Source organism: Bifidobacterium asteroides (assembly GCF_019469425.1).
GTDB classification, from domain to species: domain Bacteria; phylum Actinomycetota; class Actinomycetes; order Actinomycetales; family Bifidobacteriaceae; genus Bombiscardovia; species Bombiscardovia asteroides_I.
In genome coordinates this window covers 1,957,939-1,978,732 of the sequence record NZ_CP048272.1, presented here as the reverse complement: position 1 = coordinate 1,978,732, position 20,794 = coordinate 1,957,939, and the positions used below count along the sequence as shown (strand labels likewise).

14 protein-coding genes are annotated in these 20,794 nt (G+C 60.7%); 5 read left to right on the top strand and 9 right to left on the bottom strand.

Annotated elements, in window-relative coordinates; translation table 11 throughout:
• Positions 1 to 181: 181 nt before the first annotated feature.
• The 4 genes from valS to GYM67_RS08220 all read right to left on the bottom strand — a co-directional run bounded on the left by valS (position 182) and on the right by GYM67_RS08220 (position 6,058).
• A complete protein-coding gene (valS, locus tag GYM67_RS08235; RefSeq protein WP_220236405.1) occupies positions 182 to 2,923 on the bottom strand; it encodes a valine--tRNA ligase in 2,742 nt (913 codons plus the stop codon).
• Positions 2,924 to 2,966: 43 nt separating this feature from the next.
• A complete protein-coding gene (locus GYM67_RS08230) occupies positions 2,967 to 4,499 on the bottom strand; it encodes an ABC transporter substrate-binding protein (RefSeq protein ID WP_220236404.1) in 1,533 nt (510 codons plus the stop codon).
• A gap of 10 nt (positions 4,500 to 4,509) precedes the next feature.
• On the bottom strand, positions 4,510 to 5,157 hold the full coding sequence (gene nth / locus GYM67_RS08225) for an endonuclease III (RefSeq protein ID WP_220237474.1): 648 nt from the start codon (positions 5,155 to 5,157) through the stop codon (positions 4,510 to 4,512).
• A 61-nt stretch (positions 5,158 to 5,218) separates the two neighbouring features.
• Positions 5,219 to 6,058, bottom strand: coding sequence for a winged helix-turn-helix transcriptional regulator (locus tag GYM67_RS08220; protein ID WP_220236403.1), 840 nt, complete (start codon positions 6,056 to 6,058; stop codon positions 5,219 to 5,221).
• 163 nt (positions 6,059 to 6,221) lie between these two features.
• Between GYM67_RS08220 and GYM67_RS08215 the strand changes: the two genes are divergently transcribed.
• Entirely contained in the window at positions 6,222 to 6,884 is a 663-nt protein-coding gene (locus GYM67_RS08215; RefSeq protein ID WP_220236402.1) for a hypothetical protein, read from the top strand.
• A 1-nt stretch (position 6,885) separates the two neighbouring features.
• Here the strand turns inward: GYM67_RS08215 and GYM67_RS08210 are convergent, their stop codons facing one another.
• The 4 genes from GYM67_RS08210 to GYM67_RS08195 all read right to left on the bottom strand — a co-directional run bounded on the left by GYM67_RS08210 (position 6,886) and on the right by GYM67_RS08195 (position 9,457).
• On the bottom strand, positions 6,886 to 7,449 hold the full coding sequence (locus GYM67_RS08210) for a manganese efflux pump MntP (protein WP_220236401.1): 564 nt from the start codon (positions 7,447 to 7,449) through the stop codon (positions 6,886 to 6,888).
• 266 nt (positions 7,450 to 7,715) lie between these two features.
• Positions 7,716 to 8,360 carry a DUF421 domain-containing protein gene (locus GYM67_RS08205; RefSeq protein ID WP_220236400.1) on the bottom strand — a complete coding sequence of 215 codons (645 nt, stop codon included), beginning with the start codon at positions 8,358 to 8,360 and terminating at the stop codon, positions 7,716 to 7,718.
• A 3-nt stretch (positions 8,361 to 8,363) separates the two neighbouring features.
• The gene (locus GYM67_RS08200; RefSeq protein WP_015022498.1) at positions 8,364 to 8,810 is read right to left on the bottom strand and encodes a DUF3290 family protein; all 447 of its coding nucleotides are present in this window, start codon (positions 8,808 to 8,810) and stop codon (positions 8,364 to 8,366) included.
• 155 nt (positions 8,811 to 8,965) lie between these two features.
• Positions 8,966 to 9,457 (bottom strand): inorganic diphosphatase, encoded by a 492-nt coding sequence (locus tag GYM67_RS08195; protein WP_015022497.1) that lies wholly within the window; start codon positions 9,455 to 9,457, stop codon positions 8,966 to 8,968.
• Between the two features lie 158 nt (positions 9,458 to 9,615).
• Here GYM67_RS08195 and GYM67_RS08190 point away from each other — a divergent pair, with 158 nt between their 5' ends.
• The gene (locus GYM67_RS08190) at positions 9,616 to 13,527 is read left to right on the top strand and encodes an LPXTG cell wall anchor domain-containing protein (protein ID WP_220236399.1); all 3,912 of its coding nucleotides are present in this window, start codon (positions 9,616 to 9,618) and stop codon (positions 13,525 to 13,527) included.
• Between the two features lie 44 nt (positions 13,528 to 13,571).
• On the opposite strand, the gene GYM67_RS08185 is transcribed toward GYM67_RS08190, so the two are convergent.
• On the bottom strand, positions 13,572 to 17,297 hold the full coding sequence (locus GYM67_RS08185) for a glycosyl hydrolase 115 family protein (RefSeq protein WP_220236398.1): 3,726 nt from the start codon (positions 17,295 to 17,297) through the stop codon (positions 13,572 to 13,574).
• Positions 17,298 to 17,490: 193 nt separating this feature from the next.
• Between GYM67_RS08185 and GYM67_RS08180 the strand changes: the two genes are divergently transcribed.
• From GYM67_RS08180 to GYM67_RS08170, 3 genes are all read left to right on the top strand, one after another.
• Positions 17,491 to 18,495 (top strand): LacI family DNA-binding transcriptional regulator, encoded by a 1,005-nt coding sequence (locus tag GYM67_RS08180; protein WP_220236397.1) that lies wholly within the window; start codon positions 17,491 to 17,493, stop codon positions 18,493 to 18,495.
• A gap of 225 nt (positions 18,496 to 18,720) precedes the next feature.
• Positions 18,721 to 19,731, top strand: coding sequence for an ABC transporter permease (locus GYM67_RS08175; RefSeq protein WP_258561488.1), 1,011 nt, complete (start codon positions 18,721 to 18,723; stop codon positions 19,729 to 19,731).
• Positions 19,732 to 19,749: 18 nt separating this feature from the next.
• Positions 19,750 to 20,679 (top strand): carbohydrate ABC transporter permease, encoded by a 930-nt coding sequence (locus GYM67_RS08170; protein ID WP_220236396.1) that lies wholly within the window; start codon positions 19,750 to 19,752, stop codon positions 20,677 to 20,679.
• Positions 20,680 to 20,794 lie beyond the last annotated feature (115 nt).

The window sequence follows — 20,794 nt, the reverse complement described above, 5'->3', positions numbered from 1 at the left end:
AAGTCGCGGTTTAAGGAAGGGCCGAGGATGTAAGGATTGTGTTCCGTCTCTTGTGCGAGCGGCAATCATACGCTCGGCATCGCGGATTGTTATGATGGCCGCCCTGGAGACGACGATGTCTTCAGGGCGGCGGCGGGTGGCCAGGGCCGAATCGCTTCGGTTGCCTTGCGAATCCTGGAGCCTACTTGCGAGGCTTCTTGGCCGGAGGCTCGCCCAACTGGCTGGCAGTCACACGGATGCCGGTCTCATCCTCGGCGGATCCCATCCCTTCGGGCTGGTTGGCTTCCTCGGCCAGTTTCAGGTTTCCAGTGACCCTGCCTGCTTCGGCTATATCTTCCAAAGCGTTCTTCACAGCTTCCAGGCCCTCCGGTGCCACGCTGAGAGATGCGGAGAGGATAGGGGTCCTCATGGAGACCTTGGCCTCTGACTTGATTCGCCGCAGGGATGCCAGGGCGTTTCCTGCCCAGGCCAGAAGGGCTGGGTCCTGGCCCTGGGCGGCAGCCAGGTATGTTTCCGGGTGAGGCCAGGAGGCCCGGTGAACTGAACCGTCCCCCTGGTGCATCCACTGCCATGCCTCCTCGGTGGCGAAGGGCAGGAAGGGGGCCAGAAGACGGTCAAGCGCATCCAGGACCAGCCCCAGGGTCGTGCGGGCGCTCAGCACCTGGGCATCATCGGGGATCCTGCCTGTGGCGTCAGCAGTTCCGTAGGCCCGGTTCTTGGCCAGCTCGATGTAGTTGTCGCAGAAGTCCCAGAAGAAGGATTCGGTCACCTCCAGGGCCTTGGAGTGCTCGTAGGATTCCAGGGCCTTGGTGGCCTGGTCGATCACCCTTGCAAGGCCGGCCAGGACCGCGCGATCCAGCGGGACCGTGACGTCGGCAGGATTCCAGGTGGTCTCCGCTGCCTGGGTGACCTTATGGTTCTCGTCCTCGCGGCCGATGGCCAGGGCGAACTTGACGGCGTTGAGAAGTTTGACAGCCAGACGGCGGCCTATCTTCATCTGCCCCTCATCATAGGTGGCGTCCAGACCCAGCCGGGCGCAGGATGCCCAGTAGCGCACGGCATCGGCGCCATACTTTTTGATGGGTTCATCCGGCACTACTACATTGCCCTTGGACTTGCTCATCTTCTTATGGTCCGGGTCCAGGATCCATCCCGACAGGGTGGTGTCGCTCCAGGGCAGGCAGCCGTTCTCCAAGTGCGCCCGGTCTATGGAGCTGAAGAGCCAGGTGCGGATGATGTCCTGGCCCTGGGGTCGCAGGTCCATGGGGAAGGTAGCGTTGAAGAGGGCCTGGTCTTTCTCGCTCGGTTCGGCCCAGTGGGTCACGATTTGAGGGGTCAGGGAACTGGTGGCCCAGGTGTCCATGATGTCCTTCTCGGCCGTGAATCCGCTGGGCTGGTCGCGCTGAGACTCTTCGAAGCCTTCGGGCGCATCAGTACTGGGATCAATGGGGAGCCTGTCCTCGGCCGGGGTGATGGGATGGGCGTAGTCAGTCTCGCCGTTCTCCTTTACCGGGTACCAGAGGGGGAAAGGAACTCCGAAGAAGCGCTGGCGGGAAATCAGCCAATCGCCGTTCAGGCCCTCGACCCAGTTGTTGTAACGCACCCGCATGAAGTCCGGATGGAAGTTGAGCTCTCTGCCGCGCTCCAGCAGCTCCTGGTTCAGTTTCTGGTCAGTGCCGCCGTTGCGCAGATACCATTGACGGGAGGTGACGATCTCCAGGGGCTTGTCGCCCTTCTCATAGAAGTTGGTCATGCGCTTGGTGGGCTTGGGCTCGCCGTCCAGGTCGCCGGACTCGCGCAGGGCGTCCACGATGATCTTGCGGGCTGAGAAGGTGGTCTTGCCTTCGGTCTGCTTGAAGATTCGCCGTCCGCCTTCATCGGTGATCCAGTCAGGCACATCCATGACGATTCGACCGTTGCGCTGGATGATGGACCTGGTGGGCAGGTTCAGATCCCGCCACCACTGCACGTCGGTTACGTCGCCGAAGGTGCAGCACATGGCGATGCCGGCGCCCTTGTCCATCTCGGCGGCGGGGTGGGCCAGAATGGGCACCTCTACCTTGAACAGGGGGGAGTATACCTTCTGCCCGAAGTACTTCTGATAGCGCTTGTCGTCAGGGTGGGCGATCAGGGCGCCGCAGGCCGCCAGCAGCTCAGGCCTGGTGGTCTCGATGTATATTGGCGTGCCGTCCGCAAACCGGAAGGCCACCCGATGGTAGAAGCCGTCGTACTCGCGCGACTCGAGCTCGGCCTGGGCCACGGCGGTCTGGAAGGTCACGTCCCAGAGTCCGGGGGCCTCCTTCTGGTAGGCCTCGCCCCGGGCCAGGTTCCGCAGGAAAGCCTTCTGTGCCACCCGGCGGGGATGCTCGCCGATGGTGTGGTAGGTCTGCGACCAATCCACTGACAGGCCCAGCGACCGCCAGAGCTGCTCGAAGAGCTTCTCGTCCTCGGCGGTCAGTTCTTCGCACAGTTCGATGAAGTTCTGACGGGAGATGGGCACCTGGTCCTTAGCGCTGATCTTCTTGCCCTTGGTCCCGTGGAAGGGGGGCTTGAAGTCCGGATCGTACTTGAGCGAGGTGTCCACGCGGACCCCGTAATAGTTCTGGACCCGTCGTTCGGTGGGCAGACCGTTGTCGTCCCAGCCCATGGGGTAGAAGACATCGTAGCCCTGCATCCGCTTGAACCGGGCGATCACGTCGGTATGGGTGTATGAGAAGACGTGCCCCACATGCAAATGCCCCGAAACCGTGGGCGGCGGGGTGTCGATAGAGTAGACGCCGGAGCGCTCGCGGGTGTTGCGGAAGCGGTAGACGCCGGACTCATCCCAGTCGCGGCACCACTTTTCCTCCAGGCCATCCACGCCCACCCTGTCGGGCAGGGGGGTCAGATGGGCATTGACGATTCCTTGGTGTTCAGCAGACATACCAGCATTTTATGGACGAACAGTGACAAGGGGCGCCGGCCTTTCACCCCTGGATGCGCAGGTTCCACAGGGGCAGATAGCGGTCCACCAGGGAGCTGGGCATGCCCTGGAGGCGGGGGGCGGTGAGGACCAGGGGCGTACGCTGATAAAGCCAGTCGCTGGGGGAGAGGTCGCTGACCTGCCGGGCAAAGGTCCGCAGTCGCCCGGCATAGGTGTTCTGGTCGGTGCAGTCCGCCACCTGCTTCCAGGAGTTCTGAACATCAACGTTGTCGAAGAGCATGGTGGAGTCGGGGTCAGCGAAGCGGTCGATTTCATCATTGTCCATGACCATCAGGGCCATGTCGTAGTCGCGGCGGTTGAGCACCTGGTCGCGGAAGGTGGGCTGATCCACCATGGAAACCTGAGTGGGGATGCCTGCTGCCTTGAGTTGTGTGCACATCAGCTCGCCCATCCGGCTGCCGAATTCGCGGGGATACACCAGACGCAGACCGTTCTTAAAGAAGGACGGGCGGTAGTAGGAGGACCGATGAATCGCCTGGGCCCGGTCGAAGGGGAAGGCCTGCAGGCCAGGATCGTAGCCAGGGCTCAGCTGGTTGAGCGGTCCGCCCAGCGCCTTGGCTCCGCCTCTCTCCAGTTTGGCAAGGGACTGGCGGTCCAGGGCGTAGCGGACGGCTTCGCGCATATGTTGGTCGGACAGCGGGCTGGTCGCTATGTTGTTGAAGGCCAAGACCACATTGTCCGTGCTGGGCGTAACGGTCGGCGCCTTATGGGCCTGCGCGGCGGTGGCGGGATCCATGTCCACTACAGCGTCCAGGCGTCCCTGGTCCAGATCCTTAATGGTCCCTTGCGGGCTGCCGGTATAGGTGAAGATCACCCTGCCAATGGTGGGCCTGTCTGGGCCTCGGTAGGATTTGTTGGCAGCCAGGGTCAGGCTGGTGCCCGGTTGCCAGTCGTCCACTTGGTAGGGACCCGAACCAGCTGATCGAGTGGAATAGTTGACCCGGGCCTGGCGGTCGTAGACGATGCCCGCCCGACCGCTCAGTGCGGTCAGCAGCCTGGCGTTCGGGCTCTTCAGGCCGATTACCAGTGTGGCATCATCGGGGTTGGTGACCCTGGCCAGTCCGTTCAAGTCCCGATAGCCCTGGTATTGGTGGTCGATGATCTGGTGCAGGGACCAGAGGGCATCCTCCGAGGTCAGGGGACGTCCATCGGCGAAACGAGCGTCATTGCGCAGATGGAAGGTATAGAGCAGGCCGTTTGCGGAGACCTCCCAGTTCTGGGCCAGGCCAGGTGTCGGCTGACCTTTGGCGTCGGGCCTGGTCAGGGTCTGGTAGACGTTGCCCATCAGAGCCTGGTCAGTGGCGCGTCCGGGTTCGGTGCGGATGTCCAGGGAGACGGGGGCCTGGCGGGCCCGGATGTGCACGATTCGGCCTGAACCTTCCTGTGCCCAGGGCAGCCGCCAGCCTCCTCGGCCTGTCGCCAGCGGCCAGGCCATGTAGGTGCCCGCGGTCAGGACCGCCAGTACCAGGAAGAAGATGATTCCGGACTTGATTTGTGTGTGTCTGCCGCGTGCCATGGTCTTGATTCTACCGAGAGGCCGGTCCAGCCAGGATCTCGGCGCTGGGACATGTCTCGGCCAGGGGGCAGTGGAGGCAGTCGGGCTTGCGGGCGTGGCAGGTGGCCCTGCCGAGCAGAATCAGCCTATGCGACAGATTAGTCCAGTCCTCGGGCGGGAAACAGTCGCAGATCTCATGCTCGATCTTCACTGGATCGGGATGGGCGCTGCGCCAGTCGGTCCGCCAGCGCAGGCGGCCGGTGACCCGGGTGACGTGGGTGTCCACCGGGAATCCGGGGATGTTGAAGGCATTGCCCAGAACCACGTTGGCGGTCTTGCGCCCCACGCCGGGCAGGCTGGTCAGCTCCTCCATGGTCTGGGGGACCTTGCCGCCGTAGTCTTCGGTCAGCATCAGGGAGAGCCCCAAGAGGTGGCGGGCCTTGGCATGGTAGAAGCCCACCGGGTGGATGATGGCCTCCAGTTCGGCCGGCTGGGCCTGGGCCATGGTTGCGGGGTCGGGGTAGCGCTCGAAGAGTTCGGGGGTCACCGAGTTGACCCGCTTGTCGGTGGTCTGGGCGCTCAGGACCGTGGCCACCAGCAGTTCGAAGGGGTTGCGGAAGTGCAAGGCGCAGACAGCCTCGGGAAAGACCAGACAGAGGATCTGGTACTCCCCGTGCATGCGGGCCAGGCGCCGGGCCTTGCTTTCCCTGCCCTGGGGGCGCTTTCGATTTGATGATGCATCAGTCACTATGATCGGGTTTCTTTTCCTTGGAATCCTCGGGTTGTTCCGACTGGCCGTCCTGTTGCTCGCGTTGCTTGACTGGGTCTGGATTGGTCTTGGCATCCGGCTCCGGTCTGGGGACTGAGGTCGTCCTTGCCGAGGAGGGCGGGTCGAACCTATAGCCAACGTTGCGGACTGTGCCGATCAGGTGCTCGTACTCGCTGCCCAGCTTGGCCCTGAGTCGCCGCACGTGCACATCAACCGTCCTGGTTCCGCCGTAGTAGTCATAGCCCCAGACCTCTTGGAGGAGCTGCGCCCTGGTGAAGACCCTGCCGGGATGCTGGACCAGGTATTTGAGCAGCTCGAACTCCTTGTAGGCCAGGTTGATGGGACGGCCGTGGATTCGGGCCGTATAGCTCTCGGTGTCCACAACCAGATCGCCCGAGCGGACCTGACCGGTAGGTACCTGATCTTCTGCCTTTTCTGGCCGGGCATCCGGCTTGCGTGTCGGTGTCACTCGCTGGCAGACCAGTCGTAGCCGGGCCTCGACCTCGGCTGGGGACGCGGACTGAATGATGACGTCGGCCACGCCCCAGCCGGCATTGACCACAGTGAAGCCGCCCTCGCTCAGAATCAGGATGATGGGCGTGGACAGGCCCGAGGCCCGAGTCAGGTTGCAGAGCGTCCTGGCTTCGGCCAGGTCGTCGCTGGCGTCAATCAGCAGCACAGTGTCCTCGGGCATCTTTACCAGGGAGGCGGCATCCAGGGGCAGGACGCGCACTCGATGGGAGAGCAGGGCCAAGGCTGGCAGAACCGATGCCGGGTCCTCGGCGCAGGTCATCAAGGTCAGATCCGTCACGGGGGTACCTTCTTCCCTGTCCGTTCGTCCATAGCGGGGGTGGATTCGTTGAACAGTTGCCATCATTGTACAATCGGCCAGTCACAGGGGCTCCGAGTTCACAGGATGGCCTTGCCCTAGGATGTGACGTATAGCTTCCCGACGGGGACAGGCAGGAGGACCCATGGCGCAGACTGTAAAAGGAATCCGGGATGGACGCGTGCTCGCCCTGACGCAGCTGCTGGCTCTGGCGGCCCTGATCCTGCCGGGCGTGGTGGCGGGCTTGCTGGCCGAGCCCGGGGTTGCTCAATGGGTGCAGGCCGTTCTGGTCCTGGTGCTGGCATTGGCCATGCTGGTCTCTTGGCCCCTGGTGGGCCGTGGCATCCGACCCGGCCCCGACCGAGCCGTGGCTGGTCTGCTGGCCTTGGTCGCTCTGGTGCCGGCCCTGGTCGGGCAGGGGCCTGGTGCTCTCTGGACCTGGCTGTCGACTGCGGCATTTCTGCTGGCCCTCTTGGCCGTATTCATGTTTGTTCGTCAGATGCTGCGTCGGGACCGGCGAATGGTTATCCGCGGCATTTCTGCAACCGCCATGGGCGGGGTGACCGCTGTCGCCGCCTCGGGGTGGGTCTTTCTGCCGGAGCTGGTCAGAGGCTTGCATCCTGACCTGATGCCGGTTCTGGTGGTGCTTGTGGCCTTGCTGCTGCTGGTCGGGCTCATGACCTCCGGCTATCGCTGGGCCCAGGAGGCAGCTGATCGGCGCGGGGCTGTTGGTCTGGCGCTGATGTCGGTTCTTCTGGCCGGATCCATCGTGGTTCTGGCCGCCATGGTCTTGCAGACGACGTTCTGAGTCAGGCATTCATCAGGTGATCCAGAAGGATCTGGATGCCCATGACGATCAGAATGATGCCGCCGGCGATTCTGGCAGGCTTGCGCCAGCGGGACCCGACCGCGTATCCGATGCGCAGCCCCAGAATGGAGGCCGCAGCCGTCACCAGCCCGATGACCAGTGCGGATAGCCAGATGTTGATGCCCAGCAAGGCCAGGCCTGCGCCCACGCCGAATGAGTCGATGCTGGTGGCGATGGCTGCAGGGAGCATCCGCCGCCAGGAAAAGCTCTCCTCGCCGTTCGCTCCCTCTTCCTCGCCGTAGACGCCTTCGCGGATCATGTTGATCCCGATAGCTGAAAGGATGCCGAAGATAATCCAGTGATCCACGGCGGCCAAGGAGTCCTGCAGCATGGAGGCAGCGAAGTAGCCCAGCAAGGGCAGCAGAGTCTGGAATCCGCCGAACCAAAGTCCGACCAGCCAATGATGGCGGGCCTGCAGTCGGTCCACGGACAGCCCCTTGCTGATGGAGACGGCAAAAGCGTCGGAAGATACACCTAAAGCGATAAACAGCAATCTCAAGAGCACGGCATTCCTTGAAAGGGTTCATCCCAGGTGGGATGGGCCTCGACCAGGTCTCCTCAAACCAGCCTACGCCTCGGGAGCGTCGAGCGCGGAACTGCCGATTGGAATCGGCTTTGAATTCGTTGAATGCCGTTCACATGCTACGCCATAACAATATGGACATAGATTCTACCTGTCAGCGCTGGAACTATCAAGCATGACAGCCTGTGGGATAGGTCCGTCGATGAGTCATGGTCACCGTCAGACCGCCTGCCGCCGTTTGGATGGCGCTACTGGTCTTGGTAGGTGACGGCATAGAACTCGCCGTTCTGGTATCGGGCCATGTACACATCGCTGACCTTGCGTATGCCTTGCTTGGCCAGTTGCTCGTCGAGCCAGGCCTCGTCCCGCCCCATGGTGTCGAGTACATCGGGATTGACCCGCCCGTCCATGACCACCGGGTAGCGCACGTCCTTGTCACCTTCGGAGATGATGGTCAGGCCGCCGTTCTGCTCGACGATGCCCCGCTTAACGTCGCGAATGTCATTGATGCCCTTAGTGCGCAGCTTGAAGTCCACCTCCTTCGCTGTCAGATTGACCTTGAGGCAGTTCTGTACCAGCAGTTTGCCGTTCTTGATGATGGTAACCGGTTCGCCGTCGACGTACTTGCCCACCGCGTGGATGTGGGTCTTGGCATACCGGGTGATGAGGATCAGCGCGGCCCATATCAGCAGGATGACAATGTACTGGGCCATGGAGATGCTGTCGCTGTAGATGACCCCGCCGATGATGCCGCCCAGGACATAGTTCTGCAGCTGGTCCATGGGCGAAGTGGGCGCCAGGTTCCCCTTGCCGGTCACGTTGATGAGCAGGGTGATGAAGAGCAACCCGACGATCAGCTTCAAGGCCACGTTGACGTAGAAATTGATATCCATGGGTCACTCTCCGATCACGGTGATGTCTGGGTGGTACAGGTCGGCACGCTGCAGCAGGAATTCGGAGCCGGAGCTGTTGAATACCAGGGTGTAGTAGCCCTTGGGGGTCTTGATAATCATGTCATTGTTGCGCGAGGTGTCGTTGATGCTGATCTGCTCAGGGTTGACCTTGAGCTTGGCGGCGGACTTGTCGATGACTGTGGTCAGCTGTCCGCTCTGCAGGCTGGCTGTGCGCAGATTGGTGTAGTCGCTGTATTGGATGGCCGCCGCCAGCAGGAGCAGGGTGGCCAGGATGATGGACAGATCCTTGTACTTGTGGTTCCAGCGATGGCGGGAGTACATGAACAGGAAGAAGAGGAAGGCCAGGGCCAGAACGACGACCACGATGATCCTGATCATGGTCCAGTTGGTCTGCCCGCCCTTGAGGTATTGGTATGTATAGAAAGTCATAGCCGCTCCTGCCCTTGCGCGCACACCCGCAATTCGCAATGGTAGACGGCCAGACGCATTTTGGGAGGATTTGGGCATGCAAAACCCCGGTTAGGACGCTCGATTGGGCCCTCGCCGGGGTGGTTGATGAGGCCGCTGGGCGGCCTCAAGTGGGGTCAGTGCTGGGCGGCCAGGCGCTCGCGTGCAGCTTTGATCTGGGTCTCGGCGGCCTCGGCGTTGGTCCAGTAGTCGCCGGGCATGACCTCCTTGCCTGGTTCCAGGGCCTTGTACTGCTCGAAGAAGTGCTTGATCTCCTGCTTGTGGAAGTCGGAGACGTCGTCGATGTCCTTGATGGCGTCGAAGCGGACATCGGCGGGCACGCAGAGGACCTTGTCATCCCCGCCGGCCTCGTCGACCATGTGGTAGAGCCCCACGGCGCGGCATTCAACGATGCAACCCGGGAAGACCGAGTCGGGAATCATGACCAGGGCATCCAAAGGATCCCCGTCCTCGCCCAGGGTGCCGTCGATGTACCCATAGTCATCGGGGTAGCCCATGGAGGTGAAGAGGGTGCGGTCCAGCCTGATATGGCCGCTGTCGTGGTCCATCTCGTACTTGTTGCGGGAGCCACGTGGGATCTCGACCAACACGTCGAATGTCTCTGCCATTGTCCTGTCTCCTTTTCGGTCTGGACGGCATAGGTATGTGTCATACACAGCATAACCGTCCCGCGGCACATTCGACCACAGTTCCCCACCCACGCACCTATATGCCCGGCGGCCGCCCATACTCAAGGCATGGGGCGGGCGAAAAAGTGAGGACGAGTATGAACAAGCATAGATGGATCGGCCTCTTGGCGGCTCTGGCTGCCCTGGCGACCCTTGCCGGTCCGGCGGCTCCTGCCATGGCTGGCGGAGGATCAGGCCATGCCGGTGGCAGACCGGTGCCACCCGGTGGCCAAAAGATCCGGCTCTGGCAGGGCTGGGCCTACAAGGATGACGACCAGGGGGCTTTTGGCGGTTATGAAATAGGCAGCATAGACAGGGCGTTCTCCCAGATGGGGGTAGTGGACGGGCGCAATGCCACTACGGCCCGGGTCAAGCGGCAGGCTCTGGATGAGGCCAACGGCAACTGTCAGGCGCGCTTTAACGAGGCCCATGCCGACCAATCCGGACAGGGCCACTGCCGGGTGACCGGCGTGGGCGTGGTTGCCGGTTACCGTGGATCCCAACGTATATTTGACGGGATCTCCGTGGCTATTCACAAGCTCTGGATGGATAACTGGCGCAGCCAGGTGGCAAACAGCACATTCAGCAATCGTGGGGTGACCTATCGGACCAGCGATTCCTTCTGGGATCAGCCCAACGACAACCTGGACAAGTTCGCTGACGAGTATGCGGGCAACAAGAAGGGCATCTCCCTGGTGGTGATCATGCTCAACGACTACGAGCCCAAGCCGGCCGATCTGCCGCCGGATCCACCTGATAAGCAAGTAGATCGTGGCACCAGCGCGGATGGGATGACCAATCGCACGCATATTGTCACTGGAACCGGTCGGGACGGTCGCGAACTGACTTTTAGCGATGTCTTCAACCCTCAGGGCAAGCAGTACCGAATCAGTGGTCAGCATGTCAGGGATCAGACCAGCGGCGAGGACCTGACCGACAAATTCGTTTTCAACACTGCCGAAGGGACCAGGCCGCCTGGAGACCGCGCCACAGCCGCCTGGAAGGGTGGTGCTCTGCCGGAGGAACACCGCTGGGCATGGCAGTTGGATGTGACTGTCGACCGGCCAGAAACCGGGGTGATCCTGGACCAGGGAGGAATCCATTGGGAGGGCGCCGCCCGGCAGGTTGACCAGTCGACCCCGGAGCGTCGTACGCCCACCTGGAAGCCCAGGCCGGACAAATCCTGGATTCTGCGAGACACAGCCACGGGGGCGTGGAAGAGCGTCATAGACCCCCAATGGAGTAACGGGACAGGTGCCGACGGACACGTCTTTTTGGACGGCGACCAAGTAGGGTCGGTGATCAACGCTACTGTCGAAGCTCATTTGATTGAGGCCCCTAAGATTTTCGCCCTGACTGACGACTGGAGCGCTGCAAACTATCTGGTTGATCAGGACGGGGCTGGGGCTATCCGCATTTTTGCGGCTAAGGCCAAGGCGGATGCAGACGGGCACTACCGCCGCAGCAGCGTCGGAGGCATCGTGGCCAAGGGCAGGGATGTGACCGACCGTTTCGAGATCAGCGTGACAGGCGCTCGGGCGCGGGCCCAGGCCAAGAGCGGGTGGTTGAACGTTCTCAAGGGGATGGAGGTCCCTATGCAGGTTACCATGCTGGTTCCCTTCACGGTCCGATTTGCCGACGGCGGCGGTGCGGCCAAGGTTCGCAAGGATTTGGGCAGAACACCCGATCAGGAGCTGACCTTCTGCAAGGCGCCCGACGGCCATGGCAACCAGGGCGAGGCCCTGATTAACTCGGGCTCCCAAACAGTCAACACACAGAGTGTGCAGACCAACGAGCCAGGCATCTGTGGATATCTGCCTCCGGTGCGCAAGGATGTCATCTCGGAGGCCGGCCAAGGCGGGGAGCAGGCCAGTGTTGACGGCAAGGTGGTCTTTCCTGGTCAGCGGCTGGAGTATGGATTGGATACCCAGCCCAGCCTGCCCGACAATCTTGCCTATCCTGTCAAATCAATCATCCTGACCGATGTCTATGACCGCTGGTTTTTGCCCGACAAACAGACCCTTGAGGTGACTGACCTGCAGAGCGGCGATGTCATCGCCAAGACCGGATACGCCACAAAGTGGAAGGACAAGGACCATAGCCTGCGGGTGACCATTACCGACCCCGTCCGTATCAGCCAATGGCGGGCCGGGGGCAATCCCAGAATCCGTCTGCGCTTCGAAGGCAGGGTTGACCCCAAGGCCCCAACGGATCATCGCGTGGGCAATCAGTGGGTGCTTACGCTGAACAACTCGCTGACTCCCTCCAATCAGGTGAGCAATCCGCCGGCTGACTTCCATCCATCAAAGAGCGATGTCAGCGCGCATGATCCAGGCATCAGTATCGACGGCAAGGTGCTTTTTGTGGGCGACCATGGTGTCTATCGGATCAGTCTGGACGCCCGCCGTAAGGACACCGCCTATCCGGTCTGGCGGTTGGGTATGACGGATGCCTACGACGCTCGTCACCTGGATATCGATCCCAGGGGGATCGAGGTTCTGGGTTCTGACGGCCGCGATTACACCAAGGCCTTCAACATTCAGGTAAGAAACGGCACAGTCCTGGTCTTCGCCAAAACCGTGGATACCTATGTGCCGGCTACAGGCGTGACCCTCAAAGGGGATCCTCAGCCTGCCGATCTGGCAGCCTATGCCGCTGTCCGAGGCCATAATCCTCTCTTAGAACCGTCTATTGACCAAGGGCTGCTGGGGCGCACTTACGATCTGGTCCTGCCCTACACGGTCATCCGTGCGGAAACCGGTCATGTGGTTCGCAACCAGGCGACCCAGATCGTCAACAACCTGCATAAAACGACCAACGTGGTCACCAATCCGGTCAAGCCGCTCAATCCCGCCAAGGATGTGGTAGCCGCAGTGGGTGGAGGAAGCGCTCATGGTGGCAGTATCTACCGTGACCGACTCTTCCTGTACCGTCTGGATTCCAGTCTGCTGCCGGCCGGACGTGCCTATCCGCAGGTGAAAACCTGGCGGATTGAGGATCGGCTGGACCCAGCGGTGGATAGGTTCACTGGCCATTGGGCCGTCTACGCAACCCAGGACCTCTACGAGAATGGACGCATCCTGATTCATCATGGACAGATCATGGCTGGTTCAGACATGTCCGCAGATATACATGGCGGTCCTTGGTTTACGATGACCGCAGGCCCTGCAGGTCTGATCAAAGTGGAGGCTACGTCGCGGTATCTGGCCTTGGTCAGCGCTTCAGGCGACCGCCCGGTCGGTTGGAGGGTCTACTTGCAATGCAGGCGGCTGAAGAACGTGGAACGTCATGAGAACCGATTCACTGAGTTCTATCAGGACAAGATTCTGGCATCCAACACGGTCTGGACGAGCACGCCCGATATGACGCCGGCTTTGCATATCGAGAAGTTTGATCAGGCCGGCGGCATGCCCAAAGGGGATCGGGATCAGCCGGAACAGGCCCTCCGGGCTCATGACGATGTTCCCATTGTCTTCCGGATCACCAATGATTCTCCTCGTGATCCCAGCGATGGGACTGGAGCAATCTTCCCTGCCCGCCAACTGCATTTGGAGGATCAGACAGTCGTGGGCCAGGGACGGGTGACCGGGATCCGCTATCCGAATAATTGGTCAACCCTAATGCTCCGTCCTGGCCAGTCTGTGGACGTGCATGCCACAGTGTCGGGCATGTCTGGCCGGCATACTGACAGGGCTAGGGTGATCGGCAGTCCCCTGGTGCCCTGTCCTGTAGAAGGTCAAGCGGCCCTTCCTGAGCGGGAGGATGCCGACAAGACTCATCAACAGCCTGATTTCCGGGGCGTGATGGTCGACGGCCGTCTGCTGTGCTCGGATCGGGCTGTCCGTTCCAATAGCGACGATTGGAACGCCCTAGTGGAGGCACTGCCCAGAACAGGTGCAGCTATAGCTCTTCCTCTAGCCATTGTTGCTGCGGCAGTCATGACTGGCTCGCTCCTCTCCGGCAAGGCCAGGCGGATGCCCAAGGGCATAGAGAACGGCAGTGACCGCTGATTTCAGGCGTCTAGCCCATGCGCGTCCCCAGGTCTGTCGTCTTTCTAACCGGGCCACTGCTCATCCAAGGGAGGCCGTGATCCATCGCAGGCCAGGTAGACACGTGCGATGCGCATGCCGGCTCGTTCCGGCTCCAAGACCAGAACGTGCCGACCGCCGGTCAGCTGGATGGCGGCCATCTCCGACCATCCCCAGACATGCTCGGTGGCAAAAGTCATCAGTCTTCCCCCTCGGGGGAAGAGGTCGCCCGGGGGCAGCGGGTCGCCGTCCAAGATCACATGGCAGGAGTCCTCCAGGTCGGAGGCGAACTGGGCTAGGAGCCAGATCCGGTAGTTGCCTGGCCTGCCAACCTGGAAGGCCAGGTTCATGCCGGGAGCTTGACCGGGTTTGGGCCAGAGCTGTTGCCTAGGCTCGGCCCGCATGGCCAGGCCCCGGCCCCTGTGAGTGGGGGCGTCGGTGGGAAACCAGCAGCCCTGCCGACGCTTGCCGTTTTGTGACCCATTCTGTGACAGCCAGGCGTTTTCGCCTTGTCTTAGGCAGTCAGCGGTCTCAAGGTAGATGCGCTCTGGTGTCTTGTTGGCGTCATTGTTTTGGCTCAGCTTCTGCTCGTGCTGATGCCCGGCAGGCCAGACCAGCTTCGGCCGTGTATACAAGCCGCCGTGAAGCCAGTAGTCCTGATCGAAGTAGGGTACAGGTTCTTCCGGGGTGCGGTCCGGATCGATACCGTAGTCTCCAACGGCCAGATTCCGTAGGGGGCGGTCCAAGGCCTCGGCCGTGGGCGTTGGCTGACAGACTGTAATCTGATTGCTGGTCTGAGCCCTGTCTATGTGAGCTGCGTGAAAGCTCCTGTTGCCAGCCTGTTTGGAGGGCCGGCCATCCGCCACCCAGGTGCTGAAAGCAGGTCCCAGCCGGCTGGACCGTTTCCGACCGGTGTTGATCACGACTTTGTCGATGCCGAAGGAGTCATCCACGGCAATAAGCTGCAGCTGGTGGGGTCCTGCCTCCAAATAGGGCAGGACCATGGTCAGTTGCTCGGCGTTATATACGATGGTCTCCTGCCAGTCGCCACGGAACTCGTCAGTGGTGGGCGATTCCAGGATTTCGCCCCGATTGCCATCCAGGCTGACACGCAGGCGAATTCGCCCACGCGAGTTCAGTGTGGGCAGACGGTGAACCTCTAGACGGTGGCGGCCGGGGGTCTTTAGCCAGAAGTCCAGACTCAGACAGGCCCCGCTTCCTGATTCCGGGTCGCTCCAGCCCTTGGTCTGCATCAGGCCTGGGCCGAAACGCCCCAGATCTTGGGTTGCCAGCCAAGTGGTGGTCTCCGTGAGGTCGGGGTTGACGCGTCCGCGTGAGGGGTCCATGCTGATGTGTCCATCAGCCTCGACGTAGCCGGTGAATCCTTGTCTGAAGCCAGGATTCTCGCCTACCAGAACATCGACCATGATCGGGGTAGGCCAGGCTTTTTCAGTTGTCTCTGGCTTGCTGGGACGGGTGATGATGGTCAGCGTACCCTGCCGACCCGCATGGGTTGAGGCGTTCTCGACCTGTACATGGATTCGCCATTCATCCCTGACGATTCGCCGTTCCGCTGGCAGACTGATCCAGTCCTGGTTGGCGCTGATGCACACTTCCTCTGCAGGACTGCCCATAAGGTCCAGGTCAATCCAACGGTCGGTGATGCCATAGGGATCGAAGACCAGCTTGACGTGATTGCTATTGCCAGGGACTATGACGCCCTCCTGTGCTCCCTGTGGCGTCAGGATCAGTCCCTGGTTCGGTTGGACCTTCACCGGTCTGCAAGTCGGGTACTGAGGTAGCGTAGGAGGAGGGAACCTGTTGGGAGTGAGGATGCCGTCCCAGCAGCCCCGGGCCAGCTCCTTGTTATACCAATGGAGCAGAGCCCGGATCATCCCTTGGAAGAGATGGGAGATCCTCGTCTGTCTGTGGGCGGCCGGCATAGCGCCTCGGGCGGCCTCGAGACGGCTGCGGTCCGCATGGTAGAACTGGGCGTTCACGTAGTAGGCCATGGCGATCTTCAGGTCCACCAGTGATCGATAAGCTTCGCGGAACTCTGGCTTTACGCTCCTGCCGAGATTGTGCGAGCGCTCTGCTAGTTCCCGCAAGGCTGCCAGGCGGCCGCCGGCCTCGTCATCGTACCCTGTCTGGGTGAATGAGTCCTCATGCAGGTGTTCGATTTTGGCCTGATTGTTGATCCGGTAGTAGCTCATGCACATGTCGGCCGCATCAGAGCCGCGATCGTCTGCGAAGGTCTGGTCGAACCAGGCGGCCACAAAGTCCCGGGCTGAAAGACTGTGGTGATTCTCGTCTGCATTCCAGGCCAGGTGGAGGAAGTAGGATCCCTCCAGCTCCAGGCGCTTGATGGCTCCCAGATTGTCTATCCATACCCGGCGGATGCCCCGATCCCAGCACTTGCTCAGCTGGTCGTTCATCAGAGCCAGGGGAGTGGATGAGGTGCAGCGGTAGCTGGTCCTCGGCGGCGCCCAGTAGGAGCTGTGGTAGTAAACCCCATTGCCCCCGCTGCGCGCCCGTTCGGCCTGATTGGGGAAGCGGCGCATATACCCGTAGTTGTCATTGACCCACATGATGGTCACGTCCTCGGGCAGGTCCAGGCCCGCGTCGTAGAGGGGCAGCACCTCCTTATAAGGAATGAAGAGCTGGGGGACCTCCTGAGGAGGTCGACCCAAGTGTTCGTGCAGAATGCTCCTCTGGTCGCGAATAATCCGACCGAGCAGATCGACCCGCGCTCGCAGACGACCCTCCTGATCCAGGTTCGGATCTTCGTCGATGGCGCGCGTGGTCAGGCCCGTGTCGTGAATACCGCGCATGCCCAGGGTCCAGGTGACCTCGTATTTCCGGTTCATGTCCACGCTCTGTGACCAGTAGCGCCGAATCATATCCCGGTTGCATCCGGGCAACGAATAGTCATAGTCCACATGCCTGCCCTGCGAGGCCACCCAGGGATCCCACTCATGCTGGTTGCTCCGCAGGAGCATGTCGCAGTGGCTGCTCCCGATGACAATCCCCATGCTCTGGGCAAGTCTTCCGTTGCGCGGATCGGCATTGAAGGCGTTGACGTGCATGGCTGGCCACAGATAGTTGCCGCCCAGCCGTAGGATCAGGTCAAAGACTTTTTCATAGGTCGCCGGTCCGATGGTTCCGTCCGGAGTGTGTAGGCGAGCCCAGTCGTCCAGCTCCTCCTCGTCGTTGATGAAGAAGCCCCGGTACCTGACCGAGGGCCAGTCGAAGACGCGCAGGTCGTCGGGCAGGCATATCCGTTCATGGCGACGGGCCGGTACGTTTCCCCACCAGTGCAAGGGTGAGATGCCGATGGCCCGGCTGAGGGCGTAGATTCCGTAGATAGTTCCGCGCCGGTCAGTCCCGGCGATATAGAGGGTGCCGTCGATGACCTGCAAGGTGAAGCCTTCCCAGCGGTACTCTCCTTGGGGATCCTTGAGCGGGGTCAGATCGAGCTGGTCGGAGCAGACAGCCGAATCGATCCAACTGGAATGGCCCAGGGTGCCCAGGCAGATGGTCGGGCTGCTCTCGTCGATCAGATTGGTCGGCCTCTGGGTCCGGTCTGTGACAGTCGCAAAATCCCTCATCAGATTGCCCGCCGCAATTTGCACGGCCGTATCCTCGCCATGATCCAGCAGCCAATTAGGCCGGACCCCTGAATCGGCCAGAACAGCGCCCGACCCGGCGGTCACTGGGATGGTTCCGGGCTGGGGATGAAACAAGGTGACCATGGTGTCGCTCCCACTGTCTTCTGATCAGGCGGATGCTCTGCCGCCTGTGTTTGGACACCCATAGGCTAACACCAGATTAGGAAAATTTTCAATGAGTAAAAAGATGAGCGAGACTGGCAGGGCTCGATGGCCATCTCTCTCCATTACCATAGTTGGAGACGCTCACAGTCCAGAAGAGCCGGGAGGCGATCCGATGAGCAAGAAAGTGACGCTGGCCGACGTGGCTGCCAAGGCGGGGGTTGCAGTGTCCACAGCCTCCAAGGCGCTCCGTAACAGCGCACAGGTCAGCGGCCCGACAAGAGCCAAGGTGTACAAGGCCGCCGCGGAGCTTTCCTTTTCACTCAATGAGCGTCAAAAGCAGTCCCAGCCTCCCAGCCTGCCTAAGTCGGTGGGCCTGGTCACTTCGGACCTGGACGGCCAGTTCTCCATGCCCATCCTGATCGGCGCGGAAAGCTACTTCGGAGTCGAGTCCATTCCTGTTTTTCTGTGCAACGCCGGCAGGGATCCGGCTCTTGAGCAGCACCATATAGATAATCTGCTGGCCTATGGTGTCAAAGGTCTGCTGATGGTGGGATGGCGTACCGATCCGCGGCCAGCGCTGACCAGCTGCCCGGTGCCGGTTGTCTATGCCAACCAGGCGTCCATGGATCCCCATGACTGCTCTGTCATTACCGACAACGAGGACATCGGGCGGCTGATGGTACGGCATCTGGTCGAGGGAGGATCCAAAAAAATCGTGCTGATTGCCGGCGATCCGGCCTTCCAGTCCTCGGTCAGGCGGCTCAAGGGCGAGATGGCAGAACTGGATAGCCGCGGGTTGGCTGCCGTGCGTACAGTTCGGTATGGAGGCTGGAACGAGGAGACTGGGCGTAGTACCATGGTCGGCTTGCTGGATGAAGGCATCGACTTCGATGGGGTGGCTTGCGGCAACGACGAGATAGCCCGTGGGTGCCTGGATATCCTGCATGATCGGCATATTTCCGTGCCGGATAGAGTGTCGGTGGTTGGGGTTGACAATCGGACGGTCATTGTCGGCAACTCGCGTCCTCCGCTTACCAGCGTCGACCTGAACCTGAAGGCCATCGGTACCAGGGCAGCCAGCTGCCTGGCTGATATGCTGGAAGGCCGAGGTCACCAGGGTATCGAGTGCGTCAAGGGCACGCTTGTCCAGCGCGCCTCCACCAGAGTGCCGCTCTAAATCCACTAGTCGAAAGTTTCAGAGGGCCGCACAGTCGCAATTTCACTGACACAAGCAAGTCTTCCGTACTTTAATTTTAAGAAACTTTTTTATTTGACAAAATTTTCCTTTCTTCTTATTATGGCCAGTGTCGGAGTTGCCGATAGGGATTAGGGCCGTAGGTCGTCCGGTCCGGTTTCAGGTGCGATCGAGGTTGATCCTTTCGGCTCCTGCGCATCCCACTCGATGAAGAAGGGACATGTCATGACCTCGCACAAGGATGCATTGGACTCAGAGCGCGGATCATCCCGTTATCGGCGGAAACAGACTTCGAATAGGCGTGGGCTCCGTCGCGAGAGCTTCGCCGAATATGCGCATCGTTGCTGGCCCTTGTGGGTGATGGTGCTTCCTGCCATCGTCTTTGTGGCCATATTTCATTACGGCCCCATGTACGGCATCCAGCTGGCCTTCCGCGATTTCGACTTCACCAAGGGCCTGACCGGCGGCAAATGGGTGGGCTTCCACTACTTCCGTCAGTTCTTCGCCTCGCCCATGTTCAAGCCGCTGATGATCAACACGGTCCGCATCAGCCTATGGACCCTGGTCATGGGTTTCATTGCACCCATCATCCTGGCCCTGCTCATCAACCAGATCCATTCGGGCAAAGTCAAGGGATTTGTGCAGACCATCACCTATATGCCCCACTTCATCTCCACCGTGGTCATTGTAGCGATGATCAATCTCTTCCTTGCTCCCTCATCAGGCTTGCTGACCCGCTTTTTGGCTTTTCTGCATGTAGTCAATCCCAATTTCATGGGTGATCCCGCAGCCTTCACACCCATCTACTGGATCAGCGAAGTCTGGCAGCACATGGGGTGGAATTCAATCATCTACCTGGCGGCTCTAAGCTCGGTGGATACGGCCCTCTATGAGGCGGCCAGAATGGATGGCGCTGGTCGCTTCCAGCTGATTCGCTACATCGACATTCCCGCCATCCTGCCTACTGCCGGCATCCTGCTCATCCTCAATATGGGCGGTGTGCTCAACGTGGGCTTCGAAAAGGTCTTCCTTATGCAGAACACCTTGAATCTGCCGGCCTCGGAGGTCATCAGTACCTACACCTACAAAATCGGCATTTTGCAGAATCAGTTCTCCTACTCGACGGCTATAGGCCTGTTCAATACGGTGATCAATCTGATCTTCCTGGTCGCCGCCAATCAAATCTCGAAGCGCATCTCCGACACCAGCATCTTCTGAATCCGGAAGGAAGCCGACATGAGCATCAACCATGGCATCAAGAGCAGCGGTATCCGACGGCTGACCCATCCTCAGAGCTGGAAGGACCGACTTGCCGACTCGGTCATCGTCATTCTCCTCCTTGTGGTGGTCGCCAGCATCATCTACCCCATATGGTTCATCATCATCGCCTCGGTCTCTGACCAGACCATGGTCAATACCGGGCAGGTCAACTGGCTGCCCAAGGGTTTCTCCCTGTACGGATTCCGGCAGATTCTCGGCGATGGACGCATCTGGAATGGCTACAGAAATACCCTCTTGTACACAGTTGTCGGCACTGCATTGAACTTGGTGGTCACCATGCCTGCGGCCTTCGCGCTTTCGCGACGCGAGCTGCGAGGCCGGCGTCTGATCATGCTCTTCTTCACCGTGACCATGTTCATCAACGGCGGGCTGATTCCTACCTACCTGCTCTACAAGCAGATGGACCTGCTGGATTCCTGGGCCGTCTTCGTCATCCCCGGAGCGGTCAGCGTTTACAATCTGATCATCGCCCGGTCCTTCTTCGAGACCAGCATTCCCGAGGATCTGCATGACGCGGCTCAGATCGACGGCGCAGGCTGGTTCCGTTATCTCGGCCGCGTGGTACTGCCCCTGTCCAGCGCTATCGTTGCAGTCATCGGCCTCTATTACATGGTGGGCCACTGGAACGACTTCTTCACCGGCTTGGTCTACATCCGCACCTATGACAAGCAGCCCCTGCAGATAGTGCTCAGGGACATCCTCCTGTCGAATCAGGCTTTCCAGGGCGGATCGGGGGCCACCTCCGGGGCTGGATACGGCCAGGAATACGCCGACCAGATCAAGTATGGGGTCATCATCGTCTCTACCCTGCCCCTGCTGGTCATCTATCCCTTCATCCAGAAGTACTTCAACAAAGGAGTCATGATCGGGGCTATCAAGGGCTGATCGGGCCCTGTCGCGCTCTGGCCTGGTCCTGCTTCATCGTTGCAGCGTCAAGGCCAATCGCAGATGAAGCACTGTATGGCCGTGGTCAACCAGTCATCAGTCGAGAGAAAGGAAG

Bases quoted from the DNA above. Each gene is read 5' to 3' on its own strand.
- GYM67_RS08230 (WP_220236404.1), bottom strand. From the start codon at position 4,499: ATGGCACGCGGCAGACACACACAAATCAAGTCCGGAATCATCTTCTTC.
- nth (WP_220237474.1), bottom strand. From the start codon at position 5,157: ATGCACGGGGAGTACCAGATCCTCTGTCTGGTCTTTCCCGAGGCTGTC.
- GYM67_RS08215 (WP_220236402.1), top strand. From the start codon at position 6,222: ATGGCGCAGACTGTAAAAGGAATCCGGGATGGACGCGTGCTCGCCCTG.
- GYM67_RS08190 (WP_220236399.1), top strand. From the start codon at position 9,616: ATGAACAAGCATAGATGGATCGGCCTCTTGGCGGCTCTGGCTGCCCTG.
- GYM67_RS08185 (WP_220236398.1), bottom strand. From the start codon at position 17,297: ATGGTCACCTTGTTTCATCCCCAGCCCGGAACCATCCCAGTGACCGCC.
- GYM67_RS08205 (WP_220236400.1), bottom strand. From the start codon at position 8,360: ATGGATATCAATTTCTACGTCAACGTGGCCTTGAAGCTGATCGTCGGG.
- GYM67_RS08200 (WP_015022498.1), bottom strand. From the start codon at position 8,810: ATGACTTTCTATACATACCAATACCTCAAGGGCGGGCAGACCAACTGG.
- GYM67_RS08170 (WP_220236396.1), top strand. From the start codon at position 19,750: ATGAGCATCAACCATGGCATCAAGAGCAGCGGTATCCGACGGCTGACC.
- GYM67_RS08175 (WP_258561488.1), top strand. From the start codon at position 18,721: ATGAAGAAGGGACATGTCATGACCTCGCACAAGGATGCATTGGACTCA.
- valS (WP_220236405.1), bottom strand. From the start codon at position 2,923: ATGTCTGCTGAACACCAAGGAATCGTCAATGCCCATCTGACCCCCCTG.
- GYM67_RS08195 (WP_015022497.1), bottom strand. From the start codon at position 9,457: ATGGCAGAGACATTCGACGTGTTGGTCGAGATCCCACGTGGCTCCCGC.
- GYM67_RS08180 (WP_220236397.1), top strand. From the start codon at position 17,491: ATGAGCAAGAAAGTGACGCTGGCCGACGTGGCTGCCAAGGCGGGGGTT.